The organism is Pseudomonas serbiensis, from assembly GCF_030580745.1.
GTDB classification, from domain to species: domain Bacteria; phylum Pseudomonadota; class Gammaproteobacteria; order Pseudomonadales; family Pseudomonadaceae; genus Aquipseudomonas; species Aquipseudomonas serbiensis.
Map to the genome: position 1 here is coordinate 1 of NZ_JAUQOO010000023.1, position 19,519 is coordinate 19,519.

16 protein-coding genes are annotated in these 19,519 nt (G+C 57.5%); 14 read left to right on the forward strand and 2 right to left on the reverse strand.

Annotated elements, in window-relative coordinates; genetic code table 11:
- The first annotated feature begins 611 nt into the window (after nt 1-611).
- Together rhtA and Q6A51_RS23410 are read left to right on the forward strand one after the other, a co-directional pair.
- On the forward strand, nt 612-1,496 hold the full coding sequence (gene rhtA / locus Q6A51_RS23405) for a threonine/homoserine exporter RhtA (RefSeq protein WP_304575840.1): 885 nt from the start codon (nt 612-614) through the stop codon (nt 1,494-1,496).
- Nucleotides 1,497-1,689: 193 nt separating this feature from the next.
- The gene (locus Q6A51_RS23410) at nt 1,690-2,004 is read left to right on the forward strand and encodes an outer membrane protein assembly factor BamD (protein ID WP_201006614.1); all 315 of its coding nucleotides are present in this window, start codon (nt 1,690-1,692) and stop codon (nt 2,002-2,004) included.
- Between the two features lie 25 nt (nt 2,005-2,029).
- Here Q6A51_RS23410 and Q6A51_RS23415 read toward each other — a convergent pair whose 3' ends face one another.
- Both Q6A51_RS23415 and Q6A51_RS23420 read right to left on the reverse strand, forming a co-directional pair.
- Complete coding sequence (locus tag Q6A51_RS23415; RefSeq protein ID WP_304575841.1) at nt 2,030-3,829, reverse strand: aminopeptidase P family protein; 1,800 nt, start codon at nt 3,827-3,829, stop codon at nt 2,030-2,032.
- 54 nt (nt 3,830-3,883) lie between these two features.
- Nucleotides 3,884-5,062, reverse strand: a complete 1,179-nt coding sequence (locus Q6A51_RS23420) for a cysteine desulfurase family protein (protein ID WP_304575842.1) — start codon at nt 5,060-5,062, stop codon at nt 3,884-3,886.
- An 829-nt stretch (nt 5,063-5,891) separates the two neighbouring features.
- On the opposite strand from Q6A51_RS23420, the gene Q6A51_RS23425 reads away from it, so the two are divergent.
- The 12 genes from Q6A51_RS23425 to Q6A51_RS23480 all read left to right on the forward strand — a co-directional run bounded on the left by Q6A51_RS23425 (nt 5,892) and on the right by Q6A51_RS23480 (nt 19,484).
- Complete coding sequence (locus Q6A51_RS23425; protein WP_201020445.1) at nt 5,892-6,683, forward strand: hypothetical protein; 792 nt, start codon at nt 5,892-5,894, stop codon at nt 6,681-6,683.
- Between the two features lie 56 nt (nt 6,684-6,739).
- The gene (locus Q6A51_RS23430; RefSeq protein ID WP_201020446.1) at nt 6,740-7,861 is read left to right on the forward strand and encodes a DegT/DnrJ/EryC1/StrS family aminotransferase; all 1,122 of its coding nucleotides are present in this window, start codon (nt 6,740-6,742) and stop codon (nt 7,859-7,861) included.
- 5 nt (nt 7,862-7,866) lie between these two features.
- Nucleotides 7,867-9,381 carry a lipopolysaccharide biosynthesis protein gene (locus Q6A51_RS23435; RefSeq protein ID WP_304575843.1) on the forward strand — a complete coding sequence of 505 codons (1,515 nt, stop codon included), beginning with the start codon at nt 7,867-7,869 and terminating at the stop codon, nt 9,379-9,381.
- Nucleotides 9,382-9,384: 3 nt separating this feature from the next.
- Nucleotides 9,385-10,317 carry a glycosyltransferase family 2 protein gene (locus tag Q6A51_RS23440; RefSeq protein ID WP_201006621.1) on the forward strand — a complete coding sequence of 311 codons (933 nt, stop codon included), beginning with the start codon at nt 9,385-9,387 and terminating at the stop codon, nt 10,315-10,317.
- Nucleotides 10,307-10,759 (forward strand): low molecular weight protein-tyrosine-phosphatase, encoded by a 453-nt coding sequence (locus Q6A51_RS23445; protein ID WP_201020448.1) that lies wholly within the window; start codon nt 10,307-10,309, stop codon nt 10,757-10,759. The genes Q6A51_RS23440 and Q6A51_RS23445 overlap by 11 nt, the downstream gene beginning before the upstream one ends.
- Nucleotides 10,760-12,976, forward strand: a complete 2,217-nt coding sequence (locus Q6A51_RS23450; RefSeq protein ID WP_304575844.1) for a polysaccharide biosynthesis tyrosine autokinase — start codon at nt 10,760-10,762, stop codon at nt 12,974-12,976.
- 51 nt (nt 12,977-13,027) lie between these two features.
- Complete coding sequence (locus tag Q6A51_RS23455) at nt 13,028-13,816, forward strand: WbqC family protein (protein WP_201020450.1); 789 nt, start codon at nt 13,028-13,030, stop codon at nt 13,814-13,816.
- A 4-nt stretch (nt 13,817-13,820) separates the two neighbouring features.
- Complete coding sequence (gene rfaH, locus Q6A51_RS23460; RefSeq protein WP_201006628.1) at nt 13,821-14,330, forward strand: transcription/translation regulatory transformer protein RfaH; 510 nt, start codon at nt 13,821-13,823, stop codon at nt 14,328-14,330.
- A 235-nt stretch (nt 14,331-14,565) separates the two neighbouring features.
- The gene (locus Q6A51_RS23465) at nt 14,566-15,567 is read left to right on the forward strand and encodes a glycosyltransferase (RefSeq protein WP_201006630.1); all 1,002 of its coding nucleotides are present in this window, start codon (nt 14,566-14,568) and stop codon (nt 15,565-15,567) included.
- Complete coding sequence (locus Q6A51_RS23470) at nt 15,564-16,799, forward strand: glycosyltransferase family 4 protein (RefSeq protein WP_304575845.1); 1,236 nt, start codon at nt 15,564-15,566, stop codon at nt 16,797-16,799. Before Q6A51_RS23465 ends, Q6A51_RS23470 begins: the two co-directional genes overlap by 4 nt.
- A 67-nt stretch (nt 16,800-16,866) precedes the next feature.
- The gene (locus Q6A51_RS23475) at nt 16,867-18,189 is read left to right on the forward strand and encodes a hypothetical protein (RefSeq protein ID WP_201020452.1); all 1,323 of its coding nucleotides are present in this window, start codon (nt 16,867-16,869) and stop codon (nt 18,187-18,189) included.
- Nucleotides 18,190-18,368: 179 nt separating this feature from the next.
- Nucleotides 18,369-19,484, forward strand: coding sequence for a glycosyltransferase family 4 protein (locus tag Q6A51_RS23480; RefSeq protein WP_201020453.1), 1,116 nt, complete (start codon nt 18,369-18,371; stop codon nt 19,482-19,484).
- The last annotated feature ends 35 nt before the right edge of the window (nt 19,485-19,519 follow it).

Consider the following 19,519-nt stretch of genomic DNA (forward strand, 5'->3'; position numbering starts at 1 on the left):
CAGCAATCGTTGGTTACATCTTTGATTTCTCGCGGAGTAACTTGCGTTGCTGATAATCTGTTGACTTCAGTCTTACACCACAAGCACCCACACGAATTGCTTGATTCAGTTGTTAAAGAGCGGTGGGCTGAGCCTTTCGTCTCAACCGAGGCGCGCATTCTACAGCGCCCTCTGTATCTGTCAAGCGGTTATTTCAACAAGTTTCAAAGTTTCCTTTGCAACTTCAACCACTTGCGCCTTGATCAACACTAGGTTGCTCTTCAGCGGGAGGCGAATTCTACATGACCAGAAGGCAGTGTCAAACTCTTTCTCGAACCGCTATCGATCAGGCTGCGACCGAAGCACTTCCGAAGCCACTCCAGAACCTGATAAACACTTGCAAACTATTGATCTACAAGGCTTTTTCAGTTCTGTCTGCGCCGGAAGTGGGGCGAATTATAGAGACATTAAATCGCCCGTCAACCGTTAATTTGGTTTTCAGCAAAAACAACCCTCTCGAACACTTCTTCTATATAGAAAGGCGCTCCAGATGCGCAATATATTGCCCACTTATCATTTGTTGAGCATTATACTGCCCTCACCACCCCGATCACCCTGGATACACAACTGAAATGACCGACAAGCCCCGCCTTGCTTCCATCATCTTTCCCTTGGGATTGCTGATGATTGCGATGGCTTCGATTCAAAGCGGCGCCTCACTGGCCAAAAGTCTTTTCCCAGCCGTAGGGGCACAGGGAACGACCACGCTCCGACTGGTCTTTGCCAGCCTGATCCTTCTGGTCATATTGCGCCCCTGGCGAGCACGCCTCACCGCAAGATCGCTACGCACAGTGGTCATTTACGGCATAGCCCTGGGCGGGATGAACTTCCTCTTCTATATGTCACTGCAAACCATCCCGCTGGGCATTGCCGTAGCCCTTGAGTTTACCGGGCCACTGGCTGTTGCCCTGCTCTCTTCGCGAAAAGCCATCGACTTCCTCTGGGTTGTGCTGGCCGTCATCGGTCTGCTGTTGCTCATCCCGGTCGGCCAGTCGAGCGCCAGTATTGACCTGCTCGGCGCGGCCTATGCGCTGGGGGCCGGAGTGTGTTGGGCTCTTTATATTCTGTTCGGCCAGAGAGCCGGAGCAGACAACGGGATTCAGACCGCCGCACTGGGGGTCATCATTGCCGCAATCTTCATTGCTCCGATTGGAGTGGTACACGCTGGCTCGGCGCTGCTCGACATTTCGCTCATACCCGCCGCACTGGGGGTCGCGATTCTTTCTACCGCACTGCCTTACAGCCTGGAAATGGTTGCACTGACCCGCATGCCCGCACGGACTTTCGGAATGCTGGCAAGCCTTGAGCCGGTCTTCGCCGCCTTGTCAGGCATCCTTTTCCTCAGCGAGCACCTGACCCTGGTTCAATGGCTGGCCATTTTGGCCATTATTCTGGCATCCATCGGCGCGACACTTACATCAACCCCCGACACCCCGCAATTAGTGCCTGCTGATTGATCCTGTAAGAAAATGGACATTAATTTGCGCGACAGAGCACTAGCATTTGTCACGCGCATGAGCCATGTTTACGCCTTTGTGGTTTCCCGTTTCGCAGATACTGCCATCGGGACATCACGTTACGAAGTCATTATGTGATCACAAGAACTCAGGCCAGACGCTGGCTTTGAATAATGACCAGTTAAGGAAGGGCATGAAATACATCTTTATCGTACTAGCGTTACTCGCCGTGGCCGGATGCGCTACAACATCCTCCCCTGTCAAGCAAGGCAAGCGCGGTATCCACATCAATTGCTCGGGCCTGTCTTCATCCTGGGAAAAATGCTACGAATTGGCGACCAACGCCTGTGAGTCCAAAAACTACAGGGTTATCGCCAAATCCGGCGATGCGGTAGAAGATCCGGGCGATTATCCGTTCGGTCTGAATCCGGCAGGCTACACCAGCCGCAGCATGATCATCGTCTGCAGGAAAAGCTCGCCAATAGGCGAGTCCGCGTCGAAGCCTTAAAGGCTTCGACACATCAACACAGATATCAGACCGCTGCCGTACGCACCTGTAGCCACTGAAGCGAAGCCCCCTGCAACAGCGGGCTCAGGCGTTCATTGACGTGGGCATGGTAATCGTTGAGCCACTTGCGCTCATCCACACTCAGCAGTGAGATTTCCAGGCAGCGAGTATCGATCGGGCACAGGGTCAGTGTCTCGAACCTGAGGAACTCACCGAACTCGGTCTTGCCCGCTTCCTGGTTGATGACCAGATTCTCGATCCGCACTCCCCAACGCCCCGGCCGGTATGTACCCGGCTCGATTGACGTGATCATTCCCGGCAGCATTGCTGTCTGTGGCGTGGCGGTTGCCTGATAGGCAATAACCTGCGGCCCTTCATGCACATTCAGAAAATAACCGACACCGTGCCCGGTACCATGGCCGTAGTTGACTTCGTCGGCCCATATCGGAGCCCGGGCAATGGAGTCCAGCAACGGCGACAGGATGCCCTTCGGAAAGTGCGCGCGTGACAAAGCAATCACGCCCTTGAGCACTCGCGTGCAATCCTGCTTCTGCTCGGCACTTGGCGTCCCTACCGGCACCATGCGCGTAATGTCGGTAGTACCGCCCAGGTATTGCCCACCAGAATCAATCAGCAACAGACCGTCTCCCTCGATCTGCGCATACTCTTCTTTAGTGGCACGATAATGCGGCATCGCCCCGTTACCGTTGAATCCGGCGATGGTAGCGAAGCTGGGCGACACATAGCCTGGACGTCGCTGACGAGCTTCGGTGAGTTTTTCGTCGATGGTCAGCTCACTGATGGGCTCACGGCCGGAGGCTGCTTCAAGCCAGGCAAAAAACTCGCACAGCGCGGCGCCGTCCTGCTCCATGACATGGCGGATATGCTGGGTGTCGGCTTCGGTTTTCTGTGATTTGAACAAGGTGCTCGGATTCAGCCCTTCAACCAGCGTCACTTCACTGTCCAGGTAATCGAGCAGGCCACAGGTCACACGCGCCGGGTCCACCAGCAGCCGCGCATCCTTGGGAACCTCACGCAATGCGGCACCGATCTGCGTGTACTCCAGCAGGTTGATGCCATCACGCACAAGGCTGAGGCGCACATCATCGCCCACCTTGTCCGAGGACACGAACAAGGTGACGCTCTGCGGCCCGATCAGTGCAAAAGAGATGAAGACAGGGTTATAGGAAACGTCTGTGCCACGCAGGTTGAACAGCCAGGCGATGTCATCCAGGGTCGCAATGAAATGCCAGTCGGCGCCACGCTCAACCATGGCCTGGCGCAGTCGGGCCAGCTTTTCGCCACGGGGAATCGAGGCATGCGGAGGCAGATGCTCAAACACGGGATTCGCAGGCAAGGCCGGACGGTCTTTCCATAGCTCATTGAGCAGGTCCATGTCCGTGCGCAACCTGGCTCCACGCGCATACAACTTGCTGGCCAGGCTGCGGGAAGAAGCAACAGCCAGCACGGCACCATCGACTGCAACGACACTTTCAGCGCCAGCCTGTTCGGCGAGCCATTCCAGAGGGCCTTGCTGACCGGGAAGCAGCTTGACCAGTTCTATACCGCTGCCCGCCAACTCCTTGGTCGCCTGTTCCCAGTAACGACTGTCAGCCCAGACACCGGCAAAGTCCTGAGTGATGATCAACGTCCCCACGGAGCCATGGAAACCGGAAAGCCATTGCCTTCCTTGCCAGTAGCCGGGCAGATATTCGGAGAGATGGGGATCGGCCGATGGCACCAGATAGGCATCGATCTGTTCCCGACTCATCAAGGCGCGTGTCTGCGCCAAACGTTCTGCCACTCCTGTGGATTGCGTGCTCATTGACTCTCCTGACCCGATTTAATCGCTATATCGGGTCAGATAATGGAGCACCAATCAAGACTGAGCAACCGCCCAGAATGCAGGCTGGATCAATGAAGCACGAATCAGCTCGGCAGCGCGGTCGATATCCTGCTCGCTGGTGAAACGCCCCAGGCTCAAGCGAATGGTCTGGCCCGCCGCCTGTGCGCTATGCCCAAGCGCCAGCAGCACGTGCGAAGGTGTGTTCTTCGCGGAGTTGCAGGCCGACGTGGAAGAAAAAGCCAGGCCGTTGCCGAGGGCAGCAATATTGAGATCGTTCTTGCCGAAGGTCAGGCTCAAGGTGTGCGGGATACGTTGAGTCGGGCTGCCATTGATTCGTACACCCGCAATATCAGCCAGATGCTCACGCAGACGCAGGCTCAAGCGCTCGATATGGGCGATTTCGTCCTCGAGAGAGTCAGCCGCCAGCGCGAAGGCTGCGCCCATTCCGGCAATCTGGTGGGTCGCAAGGGTTCCCGAACGCAGGCCGTATTCATGGCCACCGCCATGGATCTGGGCCAGGACACGCTGCTCGGCACGTGGGCCGACATACAGTGCGCCAATACCTTTGGGGCCATAGATCTTGTGCGCCGAAAACGACATCAGGTCCACTGCAAGCCCGGCAAGGTTGATCGCCAGCTTGCCAGCGCCTTGAGCGGCATCGACATGAAACAAAGCTCCGTGCTCGCGAACCCGTTTGCCAATCTCGGCGATGTCGTTGACGGTCCCCAGCTCGTTGTTGACCAGCATCAAGGACACCAGGAAGGTATTGTCGCGCAGTGCCGCACTGACAGCCTCAGGGGTGATCAGGCCATCGGCGTCGGGCGCAAGGTAGGTGACTTCGTAACCGCCGGCCTCCAGTTGCTGGGCGGTATCGAGAATGGCTTTATGTTCGATCTGGCTGGTAATGATATGCCCGCCGGATCTTGCCGTGCGCAACGCATGCTCCTGGGCAACGCCCTTGAGCGCCAGGTTATTGGACTCGGTCGCACCGGACGTCCAGATAATCTGCCCGGCCTGCGCCCCTACCAGCCCAGCCACCTGCTCGCGAGCGTATTCGACTGTCAGGCGCGCCTGTTGGCCATATGAATGAGAACTGGAAGCAGGATTACCGAAATTGCCCGTTAGCCCCAGACACTTGACCATCACCTGAATCACGCGCTCGTCCACAGGTGTGGTGGCAGCGTAATCGAAATACAGCGCAGAATTTTGCATGTACAGCCCTCTGAATTGCCCAGCCCGGCATCCCGAACTGCTTACATGATCGACATATCCCTTCGATCCGGTCCAAACCCTGAGATGCCATTCTCAAAGCCCGCTACGTTACAGATCACGGGGTCCATGATGCATGAAAGCATATAGAACCAAAAATTATAAATTATTATTTATATATTCTTTTTAAGAATAAAAAGGTATAGCCTTCCAGATGCAGATTGTCCGAGACGACCTATGCTCAGCGCTTCGGTCAGCTCTGTAAAAACTTTACACCCTCTGTTCTGTAAACACGCCTAAAAAATGACACCGCCCCCTTATGAGGCACGTGCTGTTTTTTTGACCCTGTTTTAAATCAACAACTTAATTATTTCATGAAACTGTTTATCAACTATTTAACAGAAAGCTGACGAAATAATTTGACAGAATGGCTGACGCTACCAATATATAGGACTGTCAGACCCATCCTGGACTTTACGTAAATGCCACAGAGCAAAACGCAGGATCGGGTCAAGCCGTAACATCTGTTCTGCCCACACGACGTTAGTTGTTTCCACGGAGCCTTGTTCTGGCCCCGCTGGATGTCTGTTGACTCATGCCCTCCTTGAATTTACTGAACGTGTTCGGTGTGGCGGTAGCTTTGTCTGAAGCAATCGTTTCACTGGAACAGATTCGTTCAATCAGGCCAGCGTGGGTGTCATTTGCATCAGTACTCCAGCTCGAATCCACAGATTCGGGCGGTAGCGTGCCCAGACATCAAGTAACTCTACAAACCAGGCCAGCAGTTTCGCTTTTGGTTTTTCGCCACCACCTGAACAAAGGTGTAACTGAAATGCCACTTCTACCCGCATTCGATGCACAGCACGTTCAACAGTTGGCCAACGATATAGATGCAAATGGATTTACTACCCTCAAAAACATATTAAGCAGCACCGACCTTGAGCAACTGCGGGACTTTACCGACAGCCGGGCCGCGAAACACCCGGGCGAGTACTTCGCCTATCACGGTGAAACTGCACTGGGCGAAAGCTTGCTGGCCAGCCTCTGGTCAGACCCTGAATTCAAACAGCTGATGGCCGGCCTCTACCGGCATGCTGCCCGGCAGGAAAGCCCAAGCGAGCAGATATTCCCTGTATTGCGCTGCATCCAGGGCTCTCAGGGAATACGCGAGTCCAACTGTTTTCACTTCGACGCCAGCCTGGTCACCGCATTGATTCCGATCTACATCCCGGTCGACGGTGAAGAATGCGGCGACCTGATGCTGTTCGCCAACGCGCGCAAACTGCGCAGTAACGTCGCGCGTAATGTCGTCGAGAAAGCACTGTTGCAGAACCGCTTCAGTCGCTGGATGACCTGCATCGCCATCAATCGGGGCTGGCTCGCTCCGAAAGTGTTGAAACTGGAACCCGGCAATATCTATCTGTTCTGGGGCTATCGCTCCTTGCACGCCAACCAGCCATGCAGTCCAGGGTTGAAACGAGCCACAGCCATCCTGCATTTCGGCGATCCCCACAGCGGCAGCACAGCCACCCGCCTGATCCTGGGTATCAACCAGGGTCGGGCGGCACGTGTCAGCGCCCAGACCAGCGTCTCCCCTCCAGAAACGACCGCCCGCCAGCCCTGATGGCTGGCGCTCATGTCCGCAACATCACGATTCGACGAACAGACATGGAGGTTTCGATGATTAACGTAACCAAGACTTACCTGGGTGATATCGACAAGTTCAAGGCGTATGTCGAGGGTATCTACGCACGAGGCTGGCTGACCAATCACGGGCCACTGGTAGGCGAGCTGGAGAGCCGGCTCAAAGACTACCTGGGGGTCAAGCACATCATCCTGACCAACAATGGCACCCTGGCGTTGCAAGTCGCCTATCGCGCCCTTGGCCTGAGCGGCAGCGCCGTGACCACGCCTTTCAGCTTTGTCGCGACCACCAGCTCTCTGCAATGGGAAGGTATCCGGCCGATCTTCGCGGATATCGACCCCCATACCTGGAACATCTCGGCCCGGCACATCGAAAGCTGCATCACCGACGACACCAGCGCGATTGTCGGCACCCATGTGTTCGGCAACCCTTGCGCAGTCGATGCAATCGAGCAGATAGCCCGCAAGCACCGGCTCAAGGTGGTCTATGACGGCGCCCATGCATTCGCGGTGCGCCATGCCGGTCAGTCCGTGCTCAACCGGGGCGACATCAGCACCCTGAGCTTCCATGCGACCAAGCTGTTTCATACCATCGAAGGCGGCGCGATCATCACCAACGATGACGAACTGGCCAGACGCGCCTACCTGCTGTGCAACTTCGGTATCGCCGATGTCGACAAGATCGACGGCATTGGTATCAACGCCAAGCTGAATGAGTTCTCGGCAGCCATGGGGCTGTGCATTCTGGACAATATCGAGAACATCCTCGAAGAACGCGCCGAAATCGCCCATCGCTACAGCTCGCGCCTGGAAAGCTATCTGGATCTTCAGCAGCCCGAAGCCGATAGCGAGTTGAACCACAGCTACTTCCCGGTAGCCCTGCAGGACGAACAGCACCTGCTCAAGGTGCGTACTGCGCTCAACGCCCGCAGTATCAACCCGCGTCGCTATTTTTACCCGTCTCTGGACACCCTTGAATACCTTCAGCCACAACCAGGGCAACCCGTATCACGGGCCTTGAGCGAGCGAGTGCTGTGCCTGCCCATTTACCCAGGCCTGCCGCGTGACGATCAGGACAGGGTCATTCATACCCTGATCGAAGAATGCAGCCTGGGCAACGTGAGCTACCAAAGCCCCGCCATTGCTCAGGTCATCTGATGCCCATGTTCAGCAAACGCTCCGTCATCGGTAATACCGCGCTGAATTACGCCGGGCAGGCTTATGTGATGCTGGTGGGAATTCTGATCATGCCGTTCTACCTCGGCCATCTTGGCGCCGAGGCGTATGGCCTGATCGGTTTTTTCACCGTCATGCAGGCCTGGCTGCAATTGCTCGATGCCGGTCTGTCACCCAGCCTTGTGCGTGCCGTAGCCCAGCATCAGGGAGCGCCAGCCAGCGAAAGGCATCAAGGGCGGATACTGCGCTCGTTCGAGATCATGTTTCTGCCGCTGGCGCTCCTGAGTGCCCTGGCTGTCTACGCCGCCAGCCCCTGGATTGCAATGCACTGGCTCAATGCCCAAGAGTTGCAGCCCCAGACGCTCATCAACTGCATCGGCCTGATGGGCGTGGTCATCGCCCTGCGTCTGTATTCGACGCTGTACAAGAGTGGAATCCAGGGGCTTGAGCAACATGCCTGGCTCAATGCCGTAAACATCATCATCGCGACCCTGCGTTACTTCGGCGGGCTGTTGCTGGTGAGCAGCTTCTCTCAGGACCCGCAGGATTTCTTTGAGTTTCAGGTCGTTGTCGCCGCACTCGAAACCCTGATATTCGCTACCAGAGCCTGGCGTCAGATGCCGGTTGCACACTGGCTTACCGGCATCGACTGGCAACTGGTCAAACCGATCATTCCATTCGCCGCCAGCATCTCCCTGAGCAGCGTGCTGTGGATCGTGCTGACCCAGATCGACAAGGTGCTGCTCTCGGAAATACTGCCCCTGGATCAATACGGGTATTTCTCGCTGGTGGCGCTGATTACGACCGGCATCATGATGCTGACCAACCCGCTGGTGCAGGCTTTGCTGCCGCGCCTGACGGTACTGGTGGCCGAAGATCGTCATCAGGACATGCATGCCTTGTTTCTGGCGGCCAACCGTTTTGTCTGCACGTTTCTGTTTCCGTTGGCCGCCATTGTCGCAGTGCATGCAGAACCGCTGATCTATGCCTGGACCGGCGATCAGGCCGCCGCTCAATGGGGGCGTTCGGTTCTGTGCTGGTACGCACTGGGCAGCGCAATCATGGCAGCCAGCGCTTTCCAGTTCTATCTGCAATACGCCTATGGGCAGATGAGGTTGCACATCTGGTACAGCGTCATTTCCGCCGTGATCACGGTGCCCGTCATGTTTGTCGCGATTCATTACCAGGGAGCCTACGGCGCAGCGCTGGCCTTCTTTTCCCTGCGGGTCGTGTCGTTCGCGATCTGGCCAATGATCGTTCACCAGCATCTGGCCCCAGGCATTCATGGGCAATGGCTGCGCGACATCCTGCGAATCAGTGCGATGACCGCCATCGGGCTGATCTGCAGCGAGCCGGTGTTTCGCATGATCGCTGAGCAAAGCCGCACAACCGTGCTTCTGGGGCTCGCCGCCAGTGGCTTCATCACCCTGACGCTGGTAGCGGCAAGCTACAAACCGCTGGCGATGAGGATCTACATCTTGTTCAGCAAACCGAGTACATGAGCCATGGATGCCACTGTAAAAAATACGCGCCCTGCCAACGCCGAACCGTTATTGAGCATCATCTGCCCGGCTTACAACCAGGAAGCGTTCATCACCCAGACGCTGGATGGCTTCCTGTCTCAGCAGACGAGCTTCAGCTATGAAATCCTGATCAATGACGACGCCTCCACCGACGGTACCGCGCAGATCATTGCGCAATACGCCAAGCGCTACCCGACGATCATTCGCCCGTTTTATCAGGAGGAGAATCAGTACCGCCAGGGCAAACCCTGTGTCCCGGAACTGTTCGCCAAGGCTCGCGGCCGCTATATCGCCTATTGCGAAGCCGATGATTACTGGACCGATCCGCGCAAGCTGCAATTGCAGGTGGACTTTCTCGAAAGCCATCCCGATTACGTCATCACCTATCACGACGCCATCGCCTTCGATGAGCACGGCCAATATGGCATCCAGTTGCAAGGCAGTCTGCGGGCCGACGCCACGGCCCTAGAGTTACAGATGGCGCGGCGGATCTCCACGTTGACGGTCTGCTTTCGCAATGTGTTCTCCAGCATGCCGCCCGAACTCAAACCGCCGATTGCCCCCCTCAACGACCTGTGCTGGTGGTCGTTGCTGGGCGCTTTCGGCAAAGGCAAGTTCATCGCCGAGATCAAACCCGCCGCTTACCGGCTGCACCCCGGCGGGATCTTTTCCATGCGTACCAACAAGCGAAAGATCCACATGAGCCTGCTGACCTGTTCAAGCCTGGCCAACTACTACAACCGTCTGGGCAATCAGCAGTTGTATGAGCACTTTCTGATGCAAGTGGTCAGCCTTTCGCTGTCGGCTCTGGTGCCTCGCAACAAGTTTCAGGCGCTGCTGATGGTGGCACGCAACTTCATCGTCAATCTGGGCAAGAGGCTGATGCCTTCAAGCGGCAAACACCATGTTCAGTAATGTGCTGGTGGTCTGCGTCGGCAACATCTGCCGCAGCCCCATGGCCGAAGCCCTGTTCCGCCACCGCCTCTCTTCACCCGGCGTACTGATCCATTCGGCGGGGATCGGCACGATGCCGGGCTCGTCCATCGATCCACTGGCAAAAACCGTATTGCAGGCTCATGGCGTCCCGACACGCCGCCATGAAGCCCGTCAGGTGAGTCGGCAACTGCTGCGTCAGGCAGATCTGATCCTGCTGATGGAGCAGCCACACATTCTCAACATTCTGAAACTGGCGCCGGAAGTACGTGGCAAGACGTTTCTGATCGGCAAGTGGCAACAAAAGCAAGAAATAGCCGACCCCTACCGGGGGCCCCAGTCAGCCTTTGAAAAGACCTATGAGCATCTCTCGCGATGCGTCGACGACTGGCTTCCTTATCTTCAGTCAGGAGAAACAAGATAAATGACCGTCATGAACCGTTCTTCCCTGGATTACTACCAGGACACCCGGGTCGATTTGGCAACTATCTTGCGCATGCTGTTCGACCACAAGGGACTGATCATCTGGATCGTCAGCCTGTTCTTCATGGTCGGCCTGGCCTACGCGATTCTTGCCACACCGATTTACCAGGCCAACGCCATGATCCAGATCGAACCCAAGAAAGTCGGGATCGAAGGCACACCGGAGGTCAGCAACAAACCCATGTCGGTTTCCCAGGCCATGACTGAAATCGAGCTGATCAAGTCACGGGCATTGCTGGGCAAGGTCGTCGACGACTTGAAACTCAATCTGATCCAGAAGCCCAAGGTTCTCCCGGTATTTGGTCCTTACCTGTATCGCACCTTCAAACCGGAATACGAAGGTGCTCTGGCAGAACCTCTGCTGGGGCTGGATCAATGCGCCTGGGGCGGCGAGAAGATCGACATCTTTCAACTGGAGGTCCCCGAAGACCTGCTGGGCGAGGACCTGACGCTGGTGGCAGGCAAGCCCGGCACCTTCTCTCTCTATGACAAAGACCACAACCTGTTACTCAACGGTGCCACCAATCGGACCGTCGAAGGCCACGGCGTAAAGATTCAGGTCGCGAATCTGCTGGCGCGTCCAGGCACGGAGTTCACCGTCTCACGGCTGCGGACTTTGAGTGCGGCACTGATTTACCAGAATCGCCTGAAGATCACCGAAGCCGGCAAGGACTCGGGGATCATTTACCTGTCCATCGAGGACGAGGACGCCAAACAGGCTAATGAAATCCTCAACGAAGTCAGCCGCCTGTACGTCCGGCAGAACGTCGAGCGCAGTTCGGCCGAAGCCGCACAGCGCCTGGAGTTCCTGCGCTCGCAGTTGCCGATGGTACGCAAGCAACTGGAAGAGTCGGAAGTGGCCTTGAACAACTTCCAGACCAGCGCCAAGTCGGTGGACCTGAGCATCGAAACCAAAGGTGTGCTCGATCAAGTGGTCAAGCTCGACTCGATGATGTCGGAACTCAAGCTCAAGCGTGTAGAGCTGGAACGGCTCTATACCCGTGAACATCCGACCTATCGCAGCCTGATGAGCCAGATGACCCAACTGGAGCAACAGAAACAAGGGCTGCTTAAAAAGATCGAAGCGTTACCCCTTACCCAACAGGAACTGCTGCGTCTGACCCGTGACATGCAGGTCACCAGCCAGACCTACACCCTGATGCTCAACAAGAGCCAGGAGCAGGACATTCTGCGTGCTGGCAGCATCGGTAACGTGCGAGTGATCGACAACGCCGACACCAACGTCGAAAAGCCGGTCAAGCCGATGAAAAAGCTGATCGTGCTCATCGCTACGCTGCTCGGGGCACTGGTGGCCATCACCATCATATTTGTTCGCCAGGCGTTCTATCGCGGCGTGGAAAGCGCAGAGTTCATCGAAAACATCGGCATGCCGGTCTACGCCTCGCTCCCCTACTCCCGCCAGCAGGAACGCCTGGAGAAAAACCTGCAAAGCCGCTCCACCAGCAAGGAATCGAAGCTGCTGAGCATCGCCGCACCGACCGAACTGGCCATAGAGTCTCTGCGCAGCCTGCGTACCAGCCTGCACTTCGCCATGCTCGAAGCCCGCAACAACGTGCTGATGATCTCCAGCCCGTCTCCCGGCGCAGGCAAGTCGTTTGTCTCAAGCAACCTGGCAGCGATCATCGCCCAGACCGGCAAGCGAGTGCTGCTGATCGATGCCGACATGCGCAAGGGTTATCTGCACCGGGTATTGGGCCTGCAACCCAAGCACGGCCTGTCCGACACCCTGGCTGCGCGCCTGCACTGCACCGAAGTGATCAACCATACCCAGATTCGTCATCTGGATTTCATTTCATGCGGGTTCGCAGCCCCCAACCCTTCGGAACTCTTGATGCATGACAACTTCAGCAAAATGCTCAACGAGCTTTCACCGCTGTATGACCTGATCCTGGTCGATACCCCACCCATCCTTGCGGTAACCGATGCAACCCTGGTGGGTCGCCAGGCTGGCACCTGCCTGCTGGTCGCGCGTTTCGGCCTGACCACGATCAAGGAGATCGAGGCCTGCAAACGCAGGCTGGGTCAGAACGGCATTCTGATCAAAGGTGCCATTTTCAATGCCGTGGTGCGCAAGGCATCGAGTTCCGATTACGACTGCGCCGCTTACGGCTACAGCTACAACCCGGTTCAAAAATGAAATAACCCAAGCAGCCCCATCACTCACGCCATCCACCTAAAGGAGTTACACATGGCCAGGACCATAGCAATGATGCAGCCATACCTGTTCCCCTATCTGGGTTACTTTCAGCTCATCGCAGCCGCAGATGTCTTCGTCCTGGGCGACGATCTGCAATATATCCGGGCAGGCTGGGTCAATCGAAACCGGATCCTGAGCAACGGCGAAGCCAGACTGATTACCTTCCCGCTGAAAAAGGACAACTTCGCGCTGCCGATCATGAAGCGTCATCTGGTCGATAACTTCAGCGACGAAGCCAACCGCATCATCAGCCTGATTACCCAGAGCTATCGCAAGGCACCCTACTTTGCAGAGGTGATGCCATTGATCGAGCGCCTGATCCGCTTCCCGCAGCAGAACCTTGCCCTGTATGCCGAACACTCCATCCGCGAATTGTGCGCGTACCTGCAGATCATCACGCCGATCCTGCGCGGCTCCGATCTGAAGCTCGTGTCATGCACAGACAAGCAGGACCGGGTCATCAATATCGCGCACACCTTCTCGGCAACCACCGTCCTCAACCCCATTGGCGGCATGGAGCTGTACGACCGCGATCACTTCGCACACAACGGCTTGCTGCTGCGTTTTTTCAAGATGGACCCGATCGTCTATTCGCAGTCTGCCCACCCTTTCGTGGCCAATCTGTCGATCATCGATGTGCTGATGTTCAATAGCCTGGAGCGCATTCAGGAGTTGCTGAGACGTTACAGCGACAACGAAATCGTGGCCGCGAACGACCCTTACATCCAGATCGGGACGGAAGCGGTATCGACCCTGTCTCCACAACATGCAGTGGAGTGACATCATGCCTACATCCCAAAGCCCCGCACGCTGGTACCTGATCCAGACCAAACCCCGGCAGGAAGGCCGGGCGCAGGAGCACTTGCAACGCCAGAATTTCGAGTGCTATCGACCGCTGACCGCCAGCGACAACAGAAAGCGCATCGGCAAGGCCGAAGAAGAGTTGTTTCCGGGCTATCTGTTCATTCGCATGCATCAGGTGCATGACAACTGGTACCCGATTCGCTCAACCCGCGGAGTGGCGCGCATCGTGACTTTCGGAGGTCATCCGGTGCCGGTTCAGGATCATCTGATCGAACAGATTCGCCAGCGCCTGCTGATCCCCAAGCCCAGAGCGATGTATGCCCAGGGTGACCATGTGTTGGTGACCACTGGCGGTTTCTGCGATGTCGAAGCGATTTTCCTGGCCGCCGACGGGACCGAGCGTGCAGTGATCCTGCTCAACCTGCTGCAACGCCAGCAGAAAGTGGTGATCCCCCTCAGCAGCCTGTCGCCGATGCAGGCCAGGGCCTGAATCCAACCGCCGTCGGGGGGGGGGGGCCCGGCCCCCCCCCCCACAACTTGGGGGGGGGGGCCGGGCCCGCGCCCCCCCCCCCCCCCGCCCGCCCCCCCCCCCCCCCCCCCCCCCCCCCCCCCCCCCCCCCCCCCCCCCCCCCCCCCCGGGGGGGGGGGGGGGGGCGCCCCCCCCCCGCGACAGGGCAAAACGGCATCGGCCGCCATACACCCCCGACCAACCCCGGAACCTCACCATGATCAACCGAACCACACTGGTGACGCTCACCTATGGTGACCGTTTCAAATACCTGCACACGCTGGTCAGTCGCTCGCTGGAAAGCCCGCAGATAGAGCGTGTCATTATCGTCAGCAATGCTTCAGTGGCACCTCTGGAGTCCTTGAGCAACAAATGGCCCGGCCAGGTACAGGTGATCTATCTGCCCGACAACACCGGCTCGGCCAATGGTTATGCAGTGGGAATAAAAGCTGCGCTGGATGCCGGGGCCGAGTACATCTGGCTGATGGACGATGACAATGCTCCGACCATCCATGCCATTTCGATCCTGCATAAGTACCTGCATCAGCGTGAACAGATCGATGGCAAGGACAAGGCTGCGGTGCTGGGATTTCGTCCGACCCACCAGGCCGACATTGCCTCTGGGGTGCCGCAGCGTTTCGCCATCCAGCGGCGCTCGAGCTTTTTCGGTTTTCATATCGCGCAACTGCCCTACAAGATCTGGCGGCGCTTGCCCTGGGGCCGGCCTCAAGCCCTGCAAGGCACACCACTCATGGTGCAACTGCCCTTTGCAACCTACGGCGGTTTGCTGGCCCATCGCAGCCTGTACCAGAAGATCGGGCTGCCGCTGGATGCCTTGAAGCTGTATGCCGACGACAGCGAATACACCTGGCGCATCACGGCAGGTGGCGGGCGGATTTTCCTGGTGCCCGAAGCCTTGCTCGATGACCTGGAAGACTCCTGGAACATCAAGGCCCGCAGCAGCAATATCTATGAAAACTACCTGCTGGGCGGCTCGGACCTGCGGGCGTATTACGGTGCGCGCAATCAGGCCTGGTTCGACAAGAATATCTGGGCTTCCTCATCGCTGCTCTATCGGCTCAATCGCTGGATATTCTTCTGCCTGCTGAGGCTGATTGCCCGCCGCTGCGATGCCGAAAAACGCCTGAACCTGATCGAAAAAGCCATACGTGACGGAGAAGCCGGCGTGCTGGGCCTGAACAGGACGTATCCACTATGAAGATCCTGTTCATCAGCAGCCTTTATGCCCCGGATATCGGCGGTGGCGCCGAGATCATCCTGCAACGCATGGTCGAAGGCCTGCAGCAACGCGGCCATGGCGTGACAGTGCTGTGTACGACCGCCAAGGCCGGGCTGCACATGGATGCGCTCAACCAGATCAAGATTTATCGCGCAGGCCTGCACAACACCTACTGGCATTTCACGGCACAACGGCCAGGACGCCTGGCCCGACTTGGCTGGCACCTGCGTGATCGCTACAACCCCGGCATGCGCGACCATGTAAAGCGCGTACTGGAACTGGAGCAGCCCGATCTGGTGATGTGTCACAACCTTACGGGCTGGTCAGTCTCGGCCTGGGATGAAATCAGCCTGGCTGGTCTTCCGGTCGTGCAGGTCTTGCATGACATGTACTTGCTTTGCCCAAGCAGCACCATGTTCAAGAAAGGCCATAGTTGCCAAAAACAGTGCGGGCTCTGCACGCGGTTTCGCACAGGCCACGACGAACGCTCCTCGCAAGTGGACGCGGTGGTCGGCGTCAGTCGCTTCCTGCTCAACAGCATGCAGGAAAAGGGATATTTCAAGGGCGCTAAAAGCCATGTTGTCTATAACGCCAGCCCTTGCCCGCTCAATGATCCGCAAGCCCGTACAACTGAGCCCGATGCCCCGCTGCGCTTCGGTTATATCGGCACCTTGTCGGACCCCAAAGGCGTCGGCTGGCTGATCGATCAATTCCAGCACCTGCCGTTCAACGCCACCTTGCAGATCGCCGGGCGCGGGCAGATCAATGACGAGCAACGTTTCAAGGCGATGGCTACATCCCCGAACATCAGTTTTGTCGGTTACCAGAACCCCGAGGCGTTCTACAGCCAGATCGATGTCGCCATCGTGCCGTCCCTGTGGAACGAGCCGTTCGGCATGGTCGCCGTGGAAGCCTGTGCCCATTCCCGCCCGGTCATCGCCAGCCGTATGGGCGGTCTGACCGAGATCATCAAGGATCAGTTCAACGGCCTGCTATGCAGCCCCGATGACCCGGACTCGCTGGGGCTGGCCATGCTCAAACTGCATCAGCAGCCCAGGCTGCTGGCACGCCTTGGCGCTCAGGCACGTAGCAGTGTCGCCGGTTTTCTGAGCCTGGAACTGATGCTGGACCAGTATGAAAGCATCCTGATCCAGACCCTGCAGGACCGGATCACATTGCCCCGGCTGCACTCCTTGCCCGATACCGCGTAGTGACATCCATCGGCCCGTGCCCCACTGAGCAAGTGCTCCGGACCGTGCCTCTTCATTGAGACAACCCATGTCAAAAACACCTGCATCCTGTTGGCGAAAACTGTTGATGGTTTTCCTGCCGTGGCTGCTGTCGATCCGTATTGCACAGGGAGAAGAGACTTTCATCATTGGTGTCGACACCCAGTTGATGAATGACAACGGCTCTTCGGCCAAGGTCTTGAGACTGCTGGAGGAAGCAGGGGTCAATTCGGTCAGGGACGACGCCTACTGGACCACGGTCGAACCCCGGCGCGGCTTTATGCGGATCGATCCGGCCTGGCGAGAGTACTTGAGCAAGACTCAGGAACACCACCTGAGACCCTTGCTGGTGCTGGGTTACGGAAACCCGTTTTACGAAAACTATGCCAAGCCTCGCCAGCCGCCCGTCAGCCTGGCATTCGGCAACTACGTCAGCTTTGTCAGCCGGGAGCTGGCCGACAGCGTCGATCTCTACGAAATCTGGAATGAGTGGGACCGGGACAACCCGGTCGATGCCTGGGCCACCAAGGACTACAACAATCTGATCGAAGAAACCGTCACACGCATCCGTAAACAGAAACAGCCGGTGACGATACTGGCCGGTGCGGTGACCAGCCTGGGCATGGACCTCGGGTTCGCCGACAGGCTGATCCAGAACGGCCTGCTGAATCAGGTCGACGGGCTGTCGTTGCATCCTTACGTGCATTGCCGCCACGAAGAACGCCACACGCCCGAACGCTGGATCGCCTGGCTGCGCTGGATCGATGCCGATCTCAGAACCCTGGCAGCGCGCCCCGTGCCGTTGTACCTGACGGAAATGGGCTGGCCCACCAATACCGGCAAATGCGGCATCAGCGAACAGACCCAGGCGGCCTTTCTGGCCCGAAGTTTTTTCCTGGCCCAGACCGTGCCGGACATCAAGGGGCTTTGGTGGTACGGCCTGATCGACAGCGGCCGGGACGGCAATGACCCGCAGCAGAACTTCGGCCTGCTCAAGTATGACCTGAGCCTCAAACCGGCCTACCTGACCCTCAAGGCCATCAGCAGCACGATTCTCGAATACCGCTATGACGCCGACAAAAGCCGCGAACTGGACAGCACCTATCTACTGAGATTCGCCAAGGGTGCAGAACAGATACTGGTGGCCTGGACCACCGGCGTACCGAGGCTGACCCACGTGGAAGCCAGCAGCATGCAGCACGGCACCGTGCGAATGATCGACAGTGGCCAGCCCGAAAAGGGCCAGTTCGACACCGATATCCCCTGGAACTGCAATGACTCGCGCTGTTCGGCCCAGGTTCCCATCGATGAGTTTCCAAAAATAATCAGTCTGGGCACAAGACCAGCGCTATTCGCTCACGACGCACACTGAAGGGATAAATCACTTTGTGGGAGGCAGCTTGCTGGCGACTTCAGACGCAGATTATCTGCCGGTTTTCAGGCCTTTTTCGCCAGCAAGCTGCCTCCCACAGGTTTTGTTTGTGCCTCAACTGATCAGCATCAGTACGTCAAGCGAACACACACCACCCACTACCTTGCAGGATGCACTTAATGATTTTTATCAATGCCCGATTTCTTACCCAGGAAATAGGCGGGGTTCAGCGCTTCGCAGAGCAGTTATGCCTGGCACTCAAGGAAATACGCAACGATGTGGTTTTTGTCTCTCCGCACGGAATCAAGCGCCATGAAAGCGCCAAGGCGCTGGAAGTGCGTTGCATCGGGCGCAATAGCGGCCATCTGTGGGAGCAGTTCGACCTGCCGCTGTACCTGCGCCGCCAAGGCAGCCCGCTGTTGCTCTCGACCTGCAGCACCGGGCCGATGTTGTACAGCAATCAGATTGCAACGCACCACGACATCACCTATGCACGCTTCCCGCACAGCTACACGCGAATCTTCAGGACCGTCTACCGGATCATCACCCCGATCATGCTTTCGCGAATCAAGACCCTGGTGACCAGCAGCAGTTTTTCCAAGGGCGAGATTTCCAGGTTCTACGGCTTCCCGGAAAAGAAAATCCTGGTCCTGCCCGCAGCAGTCAGCGAGTCGTTCACACCTCAGCCGCCCACTGAAGACGTCGGTAAATACCTGCTGGCAGTCTCCTCCCCCAGTGCGCACAAGAACTTCCATCGCATGATCCAGGCCTTCATGAGCCTGCGCGGCCATGAAGATGTCCAGCTGCACATCGTCGGCGGTGCCCATGGTGTATTTGCAGACCCGGACCTGCAACGCCTGGCCTGCCGGGACCCGCGTATCCGCTTTCTGGGACGGCTCAGCGATGCCGAACTGATCAGTCAATATCAGGGCGCAACCGCCTTCGTGTTCCCGTCACTGTACGAAGGCTTCGGGATTCCACCGCTGGAAGCGCAAGCCTGCGGTTGCCCGGTGTTGGCAGCCAATGCCGCATCGATTCCTGAAGTGCTGCAAGCCAGTGCCCTGTATTTCGACCCTCTGGATGTCAGCCACATGGCTGCCGCCATGCAGCGTGTGCTGATCGATGAACCGCTGCGCAAGGCATTGCGTACCCAAGGCTTGCACAACGTGACGCGCTTTTCGTGGGAAAGCTCGGCCAAGCGTCTGTCACAACGCATCGATGCCCTGCTGGGCTCATGCCCTCAACACGCCGCCAATACCCGCTCCGTGTCGGAATCCCCTTCGGGAAAAAGCTGAATCTCAATAAAACTGCCACGCCAAGACGCGATCAG